The sequence below is a fragment of the Streptomyces capparidis genome (assembly GCF_054782095.1).
In genome coordinates this window covers 1-12,915 of sequence record NZ_BAAGTD010000032.1, presented here as the reverse complement: position 1 = coordinate 12,915, position 12,915 = coordinate 1, and the positions used below count along the sequence as shown (strand labels likewise).

Sequence of the window (12,915 nt, the reverse complement as noted above, 5' to 3'; positions counted from 1 at the left end):
GTGCGCGCCCGGCCCCGCCGTCAGGACGCGGTCCCCGGCGGCGCCCACAGCGTGGTGGGCGCCTCCCGGCGGAGGACGGGGGCGACCTCCCTCGGCGAAGCGGCGCAACTGCTCGATCTGCTCGGGCAGCGGCAGGCCGGAGGTGTCCACGGCCGTGGCGGACGGCCCGCCTCGCCTCGGGCCCGCCCGGGTTCCGGCTGCGGCAGTCACACGCCCTGGCCCGGCCGCACCCGGCGGACCCCGGCCGCCCGGCGGCGCCCGCAGGGGACCGGCGCACGCGAGGGCCCCGGGCGCGCCCTAACCCGCGCAGGCGGCGGTGGCGGGCGGGGCGGCGATGATGGTCTCCAGCAGGGCGCGGGCGGACTCCAGCTCCGCGATGGCGCCGGCGATGCGGTCCCGCTCCTTCTCCAGGGCCGGCGTCAGCTCCGCGCAGGCGGGCGCCAGGATGCCGCCGTCCTCCACCATGCAGGGCAGCACATCGGCGATGACGGCGGTGCCAAGCCCGGCGGCGAGCAGGATGCGCACATGCCGCACGGTGCGCACGTCCGCCTCGGTGTACTCGCGGTATCCGCTGGGCCCGCGCCGCGGCCGCAGCAGCCCCTGCTCCTCGTAGTAGCGCAGGGCCCGCACGCTTACGCCCGTCCGCCGCGCCAGTTCCCCGATCCGCACTCCAACCCCCGTCCCACCAGGCCGAGTCGGCTTGACTCTCACGTCGACGTGAGGCTTTAGCTTAACCCGCATGACGACCCCTACTTCGAACACGAGCACGAACGCTGCCCCGGTGACGGTCCTCGGCCTCGGCCCGATGGGGCAGGCGCTCGCCCGCGCCTTCCTGAGCAGCGGCCACCCCACGACCGTGTGGAACCGCACGGCGTCCAAGGCCGCCGCCCTGGTCGAACGGGGCGCTGTCCTGGCGGACTCCGCGGCCGCCGCGGTCGCGGCCTCGCCGCTGACCGTGGTGTGCGTCATGGACTACACCGCGGTCGAGGCGATCGTCTCGCCCGCCGCCGCGGCGCTGAAAGGGCGGACGCTGGTGAACCTCACCGCGGACTCCCCGGACCGGGCCCGGGCGATGGCGGAGTGGGCCGCCGGGCACGGCGTCGACTACCTCGACGGATCGATCATGACGCCGACCACCACCATCGGCGGGCCCTCCGCGGTCTTCCTCTACAGCGGCCCGGAGGACGTCTACGAGGCGCACCGGCCGACCCTGGCGAGCCTCGGCGGCACGGCCACCCACCTGGGCGCCGACCCGGGCCGCGCCGCCGCCCACGACGTGGCGCTGCTCGACATCTGGTGGACCGCCGTCGCGGGCATCGCGCACGGCTACGCGCTGGCCGCGGCCGAGGGCATCGGGGCGAAGGAGTTCGCCGCGTTCGCCCGGGGCATCGGCGACCTGCTGCCCGACACCATCACCGAGATCGCCGGGGACCTCGACGCCGGGCGGTACCCGGGCGACGAGGCCAACCTGCGGTCGGCCGCGGCGGGCATGGAGCACATCGTGCACACCGCGCGGGCGCGCGGCCTGGACACCGGCACGCTCGACGCCGCCCTGGCCATGGCCCGGCGGGCGATCGACGCCGGGCACGGCGACGACGGGCTCGCCCGCCTGACGGAGGTCCTGGGCCGGGAGGCCGGCGCCCGCTGAGCCCGGGCGCCCGTCAGCCGGCGCCGTGCCCGTGGCCCGCACCACCCGGCCCGGCCCGGCCGCCCCGCCGGAACCGCAGCTCCGCCGCGGCGTGCCACCAGCCGGGCGGCGGGGGCCCGGCGACCCGGGAGGACGGCTGGGCGGGGTGCAGCCCGAGCCGCCGCAGCGCGTCGGCGCGCACCCGGACGCCGAACCAGCCGTGCCAGTGCCCGTCGGGCCCGATCCCGCAGGCCAGGTCCCAGCGCAGCTCGTCGTCGCGGAACGGCATCCAGTCGACGCCGCGGTCACGCAGTCAAGCGCGCGCCGCCGCCAGGGGGTCCGGGCGGCCCGGCAGGTTCTCGTAGGAGGCGATGGTGATCCACTCGGCGTTTGCGGGCGTCATGGCGCCATCATGCCGGACGCCGCAGACGGTGCCACCAGTGCCGGCGGCGCGGGTGCACCGCCCGGCCGAGGCGGCGGCCGGCCAGGACGTAGCCGAGGAGGGCGCCGGTGGTGTTGAGGATGACGTCGTCGATGTCGAACGCGCGGCCCTCGACGAGCAGCCCCTGCGCCAGCTCCACGCACACCATCACCAGCGCGACGACCGCCACCACCCGCAGCGCGCCGCGCGCCCTGGGCATGAGCACCGGCAGCAGGATCCCGAACGGCACGCCGAGCAGGATGTTGCCGCCGACCTGCTTGACGGTGTCGGCCCGGTCGGGCTGGTCCAGATAGGCGCGCAGCGACGCGCCGGGGTGCAGGTTGGTGTGCACCAGGTCCGAGGAGCCGGGCGAGGGCACCAGGGTGGCCCGGGCGAGCACCACCGCGAAGGCCACCATGGACACGAACGCCACCAGCATCACCAGCGCCCGCGCCACCCGGGAGCCGAGGGTGGCGCGCTGCAACCGGGGCGGCCCGGCCGCCTCCTCGGTGCCGGGCCCGCCGTCGGGTCCCGCCTTCGCCGCGGGATCGGCGGCGTGTCGTCCTCGGGAGCGGTACGGCCATGCGCGGGCGGATCCGTAGGACACCACGCGCCCCTCCTTCCGGTGTTCCGGTGCCGCCGGCGGTTCGCGGGGCGGGTGCCGGCCCTCGCCGCGCCGCCGCCCCGGCCGGTCACTGACGCGGCTACCCGGCGCCCGGCCCGGCACCCCTGGCTCCGCCCGGCGAATGTCGGTGGCCGCCCCTACAGTGCGCACGGAAGCCGTCCCCGTCAGGAAGAGCCGCCGTGCCGACGCCCCGTGACCTCGCCGACCTGCCGTACGCCCGTCATCTGAGGCCGCTGCGCGGCCCGCTGGAGCGGGAGGGGAGCTACGACGCCGTGCATGTCGAAGGAGCCGTGTTCGAGGAGGCCGACGGCGGCAGCGCCCGCTTCCTTGAGTGCGCGTTCTCCTCGGTGCTGTTCTCCGGCGGGCGCCTGCGGCGGGCCCGGTTCAACGACGTGTGGCAGCACGGGGTGCGCTGGGTGGGCACGGACCTGGCCGAGACCGACTGGCTGGACGCCGAGGTCGCCGCGGGGGCGTTCGCCGGGACGGAGGTCTTCGGCGCCACCATGCGCCGCGTGGTCTTCCACCAGTGCAAGTTCCAGTCGGTCAACGCCCGGGGCGCCGAGCTGAGGGACGTCACCTTCGTGGACTGCCTGCTGCGCGACGTGGACCTCGGCGGGGCCGCCCTCACCGGCGTGGCGTTCCCCGGCTCCGCCCTGGACGGGGTGCGGCTGGACCGGGCGCGCCTGAAGGACGTCGATCTGCGCGACGCCACCCGGCTCGCCCTCACCTCGGGCCACGACGCCCTGAAGGGCGCGACGATCACCGGCGCCCAACTGATCGGCCTCGCCCCTGAGCTGGCCCGCGCCCTCGGCATCACGGTGTCGGACCGCTGAACCCGGCGATGCCCCCGCAAGCCGCGGCGCGGCGCGTTGAACCACGAACCCCCTGAACGGCGCGGCGCCAGCGCCCTTCACCCGACGTTTTCACTCTGATGAGTGGGTTTGGCCGCATCACTGTTAACTCGTCCGGGGGACTTTCCGGGGCCCTTATCCAACGATCCATACGCTATTACGATCATTGCCCCGGTTGGGTGGTTCCTAGCGTCCTGCGGCATGACATCGCACTCCTCTCACGCCATCGGGCGTCGCGGGTTCCTGGGCGCCACCGCCCTCACCGCCACCGGAGCCCTGCTGCCCGCCGGCAGGTCCGCCGCCGCGCCCGTCGCCCCCCAGGTCAACCTGGCCGCCGGGGCCCGCGCCGCCGACAACAGCCGCGAGCTGGCCCGCGAGATCTGCATGGTCGGGGACAAGGACCAGGACCTCACCCTGGAGTACCTGCGCGTCCTCATCGACGAGGGCCTGCCGAAGACCACCAGCCCCAAGAAGGTCCTCGTGGTCGGCGCGGGCGTCGCCGGGCTCGTCGCCGCCACGCTGCTGCGCCGGGCCGGGCACCACGTCACCGTCATCGAGGCCAACGGCAACCGGGTCGGCGGACGGATCAAGACCTTCCGCGGCGTCTTCGAGGACCGGAGCCTGTACGCGGAGGCCGGCGCGATGCGCCTGCCCGACGTCCACCCCATGGTGCTCGCCCTCACCGACAAACTCGGCCTGAAGCGGCGGCTGTTCTACAACGCCGACATCAAGCCCGGCGACGGCCCCAGCGGCAAGCGGCCCCCGGTCGTGTACAAGGCGTTCACCGGGGAGACCTGGCGCAACGGGCCCGGCACCGACTTCCAGGCCCCGCAGGCGGTCCGGCGCACCTTGGTCCAGGTCAACGGCAAGCGCGTCACCAGGGCCCAGTACGCGGCCAACCCCGGCCCGGTCAACCGCACGTTCGGCGCCGCCGTGGACACCACGATGGCCCAGGCCGTGGACCGCGCCCTGGCGGACGTCACCGTCCCGGCCGGCGACCCGGTCGCCCGCCGCGTCGAAGCCTGGGCGAAGCTCATCCGCGACTTCGACGACTGGTCCACGCACCGGTTCCTGGTGGAGCACGCCGGATGGGACCTGGCCCGCATCCAGGCGGCCGGGACGCTGGAGAACATGACCTCGCGGCTGCACTACTCGCTGTTCCCCACCCTCATGGACCACTCCCTGATCAACCCCGGCTCCCGCTACTGGGAGCTGGAGGGCGGCACGGCCGCCATGACCGACGCCCTGGCCGCCCCGCTGAAGGACGTCATCAGGATGGGCCGGCGGATGACCCGGCTGGTGCAGACCGCACGGGGCGTGCGGATCGACACCACCGCCGAGTCGGGCACCGAGGAGTCCTGCGACGGCGCCCCCACCGCGCCCGAGGAGACCTTCCACGGGGACTGCGCCATCGTCACCGTGCCGTTCAGCGCGCTGCGGTTCTGCGAGTTCGAGCCGCTGCTGTCCTACCCGAAGCGGCGGGCCGTCACCGAGCTGCACTACGACTCGGCCACCAAGGTGCTGCTGGAGTTCAGGACCCGCTTCTGGGAGAAGGGCGACGGCGGCTTCACCGGCGGCGGCTGCGTGTCCGACAGCCCCAACCGGTTCACCTACTTCCCCTCCCACGTGCCGGGGTCGGACGGCGGCGTGGTGCTGGCGTCCTACACCTGGTCGGACGACGCGATGCGCTGGGACTCGCTCACCCCGGGGGAGCGGTACGCGTTCGCGCTGGACAACATGGCCCGGATGTTCGGCGACCAGGTGTACGAGCAGTACACGGGCGTGGGCGCCACCCAGTCGTGGACCCGCGCCCGCTACGCGCTGGGCGAGGCGGTGATCTTCACGCCCGGGCAGTTGCACGAGCACCACCAGGCGACCAGGACCGTGGAGGGCCGGGTGCACTTCGCCGGGGAGCACACCAGCCTGAAGCCCGCCTGGATCGAGGGGGCGCTGGAGAGCGCGGTGCGCACCTGCCTGGAGGTCGTCCGGCAGCCGTAGCGCCCGCGGGGCGGGGCCGACCGGCGGGCCGCCGGCCGTGTGCGGAACGGGCGCACGGCCGGCGGCCCGCGCGTGCGCTACTGCGGCGCCACCACGATCACGCTGTCCCCGGCCGCGAACCGCACCGTCCTCCGCTTGTCCGGGTTGAGCCGCACCCCGAACGCCGGGCCGGTCCCCGCCGCGGCGTGCAGCCGGTAGCCGATGGCGCACTGCCCGCGGCGGCGGGCGGACTCCACCACCGTCGCGAAGGCGACGTCCCGTCCCACCGGCACGTAGTCGGCGGCGGGCTTGAGGTGGATCTCGCTGCCCGCCGCGTCGAAGAGCTGCGCGAACAGGTCGGCCAGGTGCCGGTTCTGGGAGATCTGCGTCATCAGCAGGCTGACCAGCCGCCCGCTGACGATGAAGTCGGCGCCCTCCCGCACCGGGGCCAGCAGCCGGTTGCGGTCGTCGCGCAGCTCGGTGACCACCGGCAGCTCCCGGCCCGTGGCCGTCTGGAGGGCCCGCAGGTGCAGCAGCGTCACCAGCGTCCGGTCGTCGGCTCGGGACGGGTCCGCGCCGTCCGGGCCGTCGTCCCCCAGGACGATCACGCTGTCGTACGACGGGACGTCCAGGGCGGCCAGCACCCTCGGCTGCGTGGTGTCCCCGCCGTGGAACGCCACGGCGAGCCGGTCCGCCGCCGCGCCCGCCGCGGCGACGGTGCGCCGGACCGCGGCGTCGTCGCCGTCGGCCACGACGTCCAGGGTGGATCCGTGCCGCACGTACTGGTCGAGCTGCTCGATGATCAGCGGCGCGCGGCGGTTCCAGCCGAGCAGCAGGATCCGCTCGGCGCCGGGGGTCCGCGGGGCGCCGGTGACGACGGCACCGTGGTCCACCGGCAGCGGCCGCCCGGCGGGCACCGCCGTGTCGTCGTCCCGGGAGATCACCACCAGCAGGTCGTCCGCCGCGATCACCGTCCACGGCGGCGGGTTGAGGACGACGGCGCCGCCCCCGCGCACCAGGCCCACCACCGAGGAGGTGGCGTAGCCCAGCAGGGCCTCGCCGAAGGTGCGGCCGGCCAGGGACGGCGCCGGGACGACGTAGAACTCGTCGCCCGCGAAGTCGAGCAGCTCCTGGTAGACCAGGGACAGGCCGGGCTGGCGCGAGGTCTGCACGATCAGCCGGGCGGTGATGTCGTCCACGTTCAGGACCCGGCCGCCCGGCCCCGCCGCCAGCGCGGCCGCCTCGTGGTGGCGCGCGTCGCGCACCGCCGCGACCACCACGGTCCCGCCGCGGTCGGGCACGGCGGCGTCCAGCGCCAGCAGCGTCTTGATCACCTGGGTGTCCCCGTCCTCGCCCGGGTGCGGCAGGACCAGCACGGCGTCGGCGGTGCGCGGGCTCACCCGGGTCAGCACGGCCGGGTCGGTGGTGGAGCCCGTGCGGCAGATCACCCGGGTGCCGCCGGTGTCGCCGACGGCGGTGCCGATCTCGTCCTCCATCTCCACCTTGTCCTTCGGCGCCAGGACCGCGACGGCCGCACCGCGCCGGTTGGCGTTGGCCGCCACCAGCTCGGACACGATCGGCAGGACCTGCTCGGACCAGCCCAGCAGCACGGTGTGCCGCTCCTCGAGCACCATCGAGCGGCCCAGCCGCAGCGCCACCAGACGCTCGCCGATGCCCGTGGTGATCAGGCTGACCAGCGTCGAGACGAAGATCAGCGCCACCAGGGCGAGCAGCACCGACATCGCCACGTACACCGGAGTGCCGACCGCGCCGCCGATGCGCAGCGTCCCGCCGACGCTCCGCCACACCGCGGCGGCGCGCCCGGAGAGCGAGGCCGGAGTCTGCTCGTCGGCCCACACCAGGACCACGCTCGCCGGGGTCACCACGGCCAGGCAGACCAGGGTCAGCCAGCCGAGCAGCGCCGGGGTGCCGCGGGCCACCGCCTTGTCGAACCAGTACCGCGCCCGCGGCCAGGCCGGGCTCGTGCGCTGCGCCATGGTGAAGCTCCCCCCATGGAACCGGTCACCGCCCCGCGGCGGCACCCACCCCGGGAACCGCCTCGCCGCCGCGGGCCACGCTCAGCCCTGCCCACCCGCGCGGCCCCGCACACCCGCCGCCCCACCGCGCACCCCCGCCCCGCCACGATCCGCCCCCCGCGCCGCCCGCGGACCGGCCCCGCGCCGCCGGCCGGGGCCGCCGCGCCGCCGTCTACTCTGGTCCGGTGAGACGCAAGCCCGTGGTGCCGCCGGCGCCCCTGCCGCAGCGCGACGGGATCGACCCCGTCCGGCTGAGGCTGCCCGCCCGCGGCCCGTGGACGTCGCTGCGGGACTACCTGGTGGCCAGGCTCCCCGCGGTGGATCCGGCGCGGATCGACGCCATGCTGCGCGACGGCGCCGTGTTCGGCACCGGCGGGCCGCTCGCCCCCGACGCCCCGTTCACTCCCGGCGCGTTCGTGTGGTTCCACCGCGACCCGCCCGACGAGGTGCCGGTCCCGTTCCGCCTCGACGTCCTCCACCACGACGAGCTGCTCGTGGTGGTGGACAAGCCGCACTTCCTGGCCACCACGCCGCGCGGCAGGCACGTCACCGAGACCGCGCTCGCCCGGCTCCGCCGCGACCTGGGCCTGCCCGCCCTCAGCCCCGCCCACCGCCTGGACCGGCTCACCGCGGGGCTCGCCATGTTCGTGGTGCGGCCCGAGCACCGCAGGGCCTACCAGACGCTCTTCCAGGAGCGCTCGGTGCACAAGGAGTACGAGGCCGTCGCCCCCTACGACCCGGACCTCGCCCTGCCGTGCACGGTGCGCAGCCGCATCGTCAAGGAGCGCGGGGTCATCGCCGCCCGGGAGGTGCCGGGACCGCCCAACAGCGCCAGCCGTGTCGAGCTCGTCGAACGGCGCGGCGGGCTCGGCCGCTACCGGCTGCTGCCCGCCACCGGGCGCACCCACCAACTGCGGGTGCACATGAACCGGCTTGGCGTGCCCGTGCTGAACGACCCCGTCTACCCGCGTGTGACCGACCCCGCCCCGGACGACTTCAGCCGCCCGCTGCAACTGCTGTCCCGGGTGCTGGCCTTCACCGACCCGGTCACCGGCCGCCCGCGCCGCTTCACCAGCCGCAGAACCCTGTCCGCCTGGCCCGACGGCAGCCACGAGGACGGCGCCGGCGACGGCGCCTCCGCGGCGTCCGGCACCCCCGCGTCCGGCACCCCCGGAGCGGCCGCGGCACCGGCGGGCTGAACCGGACCCCGGCGTCTCCGGGGCCCGGCCGCCCGCCCTACCCGGCCAGCCCCGGCGGGGGGCTGCTCAGCCGCGCGCATCCGCGCAGTATCGAGCCGAACAGCTCCTGGAGCTCGGGCCCGGGGTCCACGCCGTACTCGTCGGCCAGCATCGTCCGGGTCTGGTGGTAGACCCGCAGCGCCTCCGCCTGCCGCCCGGCCCGGTACAGGGCCTGCATCAGCAGCCAGCTCAGCCGCTCCCTGGTGGGGAACCGCTGCCTGAGGCTGGCCACGTCCGCGGCGATCACCGAGGCGTCCCTGCCCAGCACCAGCTCGGCCTCCCAGCGGCTCTCCAGGGCCAGCAGGCGCAGCTCCTCCAGCCGGGTCACCGCCTGGGCGCCCGCCTCGCACTCGCGCACCTCCGGGTACGGGGAGCCGCGCCACAGCGCCAGCGCCTCGCCCAGGGTGCGGCTCGCCAACTGGTGCTGCCCCTGATGCAGCAGGCCCCGCCCCTCACGCAGCAGCCGCTCGAAGCGGTAGGCGTCGACCACCTCCGCCTCCACGTCCAGCACATAGCCGGCCGGGTCCCGCCGCAGTATCCGGTTGCGGTACCAGGGTGGGCTGTTGGGCTCCAGGGTGCGCCGGAGGTTGGAGACATAGCTCTGGAGGTTCGCCATCGCCGCCTGTGGTGGCTTGCGCGGCCACACGGCTTCCTTCAGCCGGTCCGGTTCCATCGCCCGCCCCGGTGTCAGCAGCAGTGCCGCCAACACGGCCCGCTGACGGGCCGGACCCAGGTTCACCGGGTGCTCCCGTGACCACACCTGCAACGGGCCGAGGACGCTGACGTGTAAACCGAAGAAGAGAGTCACCGATAGCCACCCTTCCGTCACAAGACGTGACGATCATGGGCGCACGAAATTTCGCACCACCCATCGCCGGCGCACTGCATCGCACCGATCAAAGCGCGAATCGGTTACCCGGCCAAGACGGCCAGTGTGCCCCGAGGGGGCCCGCCGAGTCACTCGGCGGTTCCGCCGCCCCGGCGTACGCGTGCGCCCGCCTCGGCGCGGGCCCGCACGCTCCCCGCCACGGCTTTCGCGTCCGCCGCGCTTAGGTCGGGCACCGTCAATGCCCGCGAACCCCCGGATTTCTTTCCGTGAATTTTTACCACGCCTCCGCCAAGTTACCTCCAAGTTGCCTCCAAGCCCTCACCAAGATCTTCGTGCTACGGTTCCGGAAGTCGTGCAAGGAGCACTCGTTGAGCAAATTCGAATGCATTGCATCCGATCGGCAGGAAAACACGAACGACTCCGTCGCGATCGTCGGGACGGCCTGTTGGCTGCCGTGGGCGGCCACTGCCGAGGAGCTGTGGCGGCTGCTGTCGGAAGGCGCGTCCGCCGGCGATATTGCCCAGGCGTCCGGCCGGGGCCGCCCGCCCGCGGAACTCGGACGGGCGGCCCTGGAAAGCGGGGGAATTGCCTCCGGGCAGGTCAGCCACCGGCGAACAGGGGTCTTCGTCCAGGCCGAAGGGCCGTCGGGGACCGCCGAGAAGCTGGCCGAGGCCCTGGGGCTGAGCGGCCCCGCCGCAACCTTCGCCCCCGCGGACTCCGCGCCGCTCACCGCGGTGGAACGGGCCGTGGACAGCCTGCTCGCCGGCGAGTGCGATATCGCGCTCACCGGCACCGCACCCGCGGATTCCCATCCCGGCTGCTTTTTCCTGCTCCGCCGGACACACGACGCCCTGCGTTCCGGAAACCGAATCCCGGGGCTGCTGCGCCGCGGCCGCCGGGGAATCTCCCTGGAATGCGCCCCGGCCGATGCGGGGATCGTCTTCGTGTTTTCCGGACAGGGCTCCCAGTGGCCCGGCATGGCGCTGGATCTCATGGAATCCTCGGCCGTGTTCCGCGAGAGCCTGCACGAGTGTTCCGAGGCACTGAAAGCGTTTACTGGATGGGAATTGCAGGACGTCCTGCGCGGCGTTCCCGGGGCGCCGCCGCTGGAGTCCGCGGACGTGGTGCAACCCGCGCTTTTCGCGGTGATGGTGTCGCTGTCCGCCCTTTGGCGTTCCTGCGGGGTGGAACCCGCCGCCGTGGTCGGCCACAGCATGGGCGAGCTGGCCGCCGCCCACGTCGCCGGAGCGCTTTCGCTGCGGGACGCCGCCAAGGCGGTGGCGCTGTGGAGCGCGGCCCAGGCCGAGCAGGCGGGCCGCGGTGACCTGGCGTCCCTGGTGCTGTCGCGGCGCGAGGCCGAGCCGCTGCTCGCCCGGTGGCCGGGCCGCCTGCACTTCGCCGGGTCCAACGGGCCCCGCTGGGTGCTGGCCGCCGGCGACCGGGAGGCGGTCGGTGAACTCCTCGCGGACCTGGCGGCGCGCGGGGTGCGGGCCAGGAAGCTCAGCAACGGCCTGGCCGCGCACTCCCCGGATCTGGCCATCGACCGCGAGGCGCTGCACACCGGACTCGCCGACATCGAGCCCCGACCCTCGGGCATCCCCTTCTACTCCTCCCTCACCGGTGGCCTGTTCGACACCACGGGGCTCGACGCGGACTACTGGTGCCGCAACATCACCAGTGAAGTCCGATTCGAGGACGCCGTCCGCGCCCTCGCCGCCCGCGGGCACCGCGCCTTCGTGGAGATCAGCCCGCACCCCCTGCTGACCGTCGGGGTGCGCGAGACCCTCGACGACGCGGGCGCGGGCGACGGGGCCGTCGTCGTGGGCTCGCTGCGGCGCGACCAGGGCGGCGCCGACCGCTTCCTGGCCGGCCTGGCGGAGCTCCACGCCGACCACGCCCGCCCGGCGGACCCGTTGATCACCCCGGGCATGCCCGAGCCAGAACAGCGCCGCGTCCTGCTCGACCTGACCGCGCGCCACCTCGGGCACCTGCTCGGCCCCGCCGCCCCGGCCGTGCTCGCCGCCGACCGGCCGTTCAAGGACCTGGGCTTCGACTCCGTGACCGCGGTGGAGCTGCGCGACCGGCTCGCCAGGGCCACCGGCCTCGCCCTGCCCGCCACCCTGGTGTACGACCACCCCACCCCGGGCGCGGTCGCCGGGCACCTCAGGGCGGCGCTGCTCGGACTCGACGAGGAGGACACCGCCGCGCCCCACATCCCCGCCGACGACGGCGAACCCCTCGCCGTCGTCGGCATGGCCTGCCGCTATCCCGGCGGCGTCCGCTCACCCGAGGACCTGTGGCAACTGGTCGCCGAAGGCCGCGACGCCATCACCGGTTTCCCGGCCGACCGCGGCTGGGACCTGGCCGCCGTCCACGACCCCGACCCGGAGGCGCCGGGGAAGAGCTATGTCCGCGAGGGCGGGTTCCTCGACGACGCGGCCGGGTTCGACGCCGCGTTCTTCGGCATCAGCCCCCGCGAGGCCCTGGCGATGGACCCGCAGCAGCGGCTGCTGCTGGAGACCTCCTGGGAGGCGTTCGAACGCGCCGGCATCGACCCGGCGGCACTGCGCGGCACCAGGACCGGCGTGTTCGTCGGCGCGATGGCCCAGGACTACGGCCCGCGCATGCACGAACCCGCCCCGGGCGTGGAGGGCCACGTCCTCACCGGCAGCACGGTCAGCGTGCTCTCCGGGCGGCTGTCCTACGTGTACGGCCTCGAAGGCCCCGCGGTGACGGTGGACACCGCCTGCTCCTCTTCGCTGACGGCCCTGCACCTGGCCGGCCAGTCGCTCCGGCAGGGCGAGTGCGCGCTCGCGCTCGCCTGCGGGGTCGCGGTGCTGGCCACCCCCGGCATGTTCATCGAGTTCAGCCGCCAGCGGGGGCTGGCGCCGGACGGGCGGTGCAAGGCGTTCTCGGCGTCCGCGGACGGCACGGCGTGGAGCGAGGGCGTGGGCGTGCTGCTGCTGGAGCGGCTGTCCGACGCCCGCAGGAACGGCCACCCGGTCCTCGCCGTCGTCCGCGGCTCCGCCGTGAACCAGGACGGCGCGAGCAACGGCCTCACCGCGCCCAGCGGACCCTCCCAACGCCGGCTGATCCGGCAGGCGTTGGCGAGTGCGGGGTTGGGGCCGGGGGATGTGGATGCGGTGGAGGCGCATGGGACGGGGACGAGGCTGGGTGATCCGATCGAGGCGCAGGCGTTGTTGGCCACGTATGGGCGGGGGCGTGGGGACGGCGGTCCTTTGTGGTTGGGGTCGTTGAAGTCGAACATCGGTCATGCGCAGGCCGCTGCGGGTGTGGCGGGTGTGATCAAG

General features: G+C 74.7%; 10 protein-coding genes. 5 read left to right on the top strand and 5 right to left on the bottom strand.

Annotated features, from left to right (window positions below; genetic code table 11):
* Positions 1–297: 297 nt before the first annotated feature.
* Positions 298–669, bottom strand: a complete 372-nt coding sequence (locus ACYVO2_RS23995; protein ID WP_461010027.1) for a MerR family transcriptional regulator — start codon at positions 667–669, stop codon at positions 298–300.
* A 70-nt stretch (positions 670–739) separates the two neighbouring features.
* On the opposite strand from ACYVO2_RS23995, the gene ACYVO2_RS23990 reads away from it, so the two are divergent.
* A complete protein-coding gene (locus tag ACYVO2_RS23990; RefSeq protein WP_461010026.1) occupies positions 740–1,648 on the top strand; it encodes an NAD(P)-dependent oxidoreductase in 909 nt (302 codons plus the stop codon).
* A gap of 13 nt (positions 1,649–1,661) precedes the next feature.
* Here ACYVO2_RS23990 and ACYVO2_RS23985 read toward each other — a convergent pair whose 3' ends face one another.
* Together ACYVO2_RS23985 and ACYVO2_RS23980 are read right to left on the bottom strand one after the other, a co-directional pair.
* Positions 1,662–1,916 carry a hypothetical protein gene (locus tag ACYVO2_RS23985; protein ID WP_461010025.1) on the bottom strand — a complete coding sequence of 85 codons (255 nt, stop codon included), beginning with the start codon at positions 1,914–1,916 and terminating at the stop codon, positions 1,662–1,664.
* 121 nt (positions 1,917–2,037) lie between these two features.
* Complete coding sequence (locus ACYVO2_RS23980; RefSeq protein ID WP_461010024.1) at positions 2,038–2,658, bottom strand: VanZ family protein; 621 nt, start codon at positions 2,656–2,658, stop codon at positions 2,038–2,040.
* A gap of 194 nt (positions 2,659–2,852) precedes the next feature.
* Between ACYVO2_RS23980 and ACYVO2_RS23975 the strand changes: the two genes are divergently transcribed.
* Positions 2,853–3,506: a pentapeptide repeat-containing protein gene (locus ACYVO2_RS23975; protein ID WP_461010023.1), complete on the top strand. Its 654-nt coding sequence runs from the start codon at positions 2,853–2,855 to the stop codon at positions 3,504–3,506.
* A 219-nt stretch (positions 3,507–3,725) separates the two neighbouring features.
* Positions 3,726–5,522: a flavin monoamine oxidase family protein gene (locus ACYVO2_RS23970; protein ID WP_461010022.1), complete on the top strand. Its 1,797-nt coding sequence runs from the start codon at positions 3,726–3,728 to the stop codon at positions 5,520–5,522.
* Between the two features lie 77 nt (positions 5,523–5,599).
* Here ACYVO2_RS23970 and ACYVO2_RS23965 read toward each other — a convergent pair whose 3' ends face one another.
* Positions 5,600–7,498, bottom strand: coding sequence for a CASTOR/POLLUX-related putative ion channel (locus ACYVO2_RS23965; protein ID WP_461010021.1), 1,899 nt, complete (start codon positions 7,496–7,498; stop codon positions 5,600–5,602).
* Positions 7,499–7,722: 224 nt separating this feature from the next.
* Between ACYVO2_RS23965 and ACYVO2_RS23960 the strand changes: the two genes are divergently transcribed.
* Positions 7,723–8,736, top strand: a complete 1,014-nt coding sequence (locus tag ACYVO2_RS23960) for an RluA family pseudouridine synthase (RefSeq protein ID WP_461010020.1) — start codon at positions 7,723–7,725, stop codon at positions 8,734–8,736.
* Positions 8,737–8,773: 37 nt separating this feature from the next.
* On the opposite strand, the gene ACYVO2_RS23955 is transcribed toward ACYVO2_RS23960, so the two are convergent.
* Positions 8,774–9,583, bottom strand: coding sequence for an AfsR/SARP family transcriptional regulator (locus tag ACYVO2_RS23955; protein ID WP_461010019.1), 810 nt, complete (start codon positions 9,581–9,583; stop codon positions 8,774–8,776).
* Between the two features lie 389 nt (positions 9,584–9,972).
* Between ACYVO2_RS23955 and ACYVO2_RS23950 the strand changes: the two genes are divergently transcribed.
* Positions 9,973–12,915 (top strand): beta-ketoacyl synthase N-terminal-like domain-containing protein (locus tag ACYVO2_RS23950; RefSeq protein ID WP_461010018.1); only part of this gene is annotated, 2,943 nt, incomplete at its 3' end.

Bases quoted from the DNA above. Each gene is read 5' to 3' on its own strand.
- ACYVO2_RS23990 (WP_461010026.1), top strand. From the start codon at position 740: ATGACGACCCCTACTTCGAACACGAGCACGAACGCTGCCCCGGTGACG.
- ACYVO2_RS23985 (WP_461010025.1), bottom strand. From the start codon at position 1,916: ATGCCGTTCCGCGACGACGAGCTGCGCTGGGACCTGGCCTGCGGGATC.
- ACYVO2_RS23970 (WP_461010022.1), top strand. From the start codon at position 3,726: ATGACATCGCACTCCTCTCACGCCATCGGGCGTCGCGGGTTCCTGGGC.
- ACYVO2_RS23965 (WP_461010021.1), bottom strand. From the start codon at position 7,498: ATGGCGCAGCGCACGAGCCCGGCCTGGCCGCGGGCGCGGTACTGGTTC.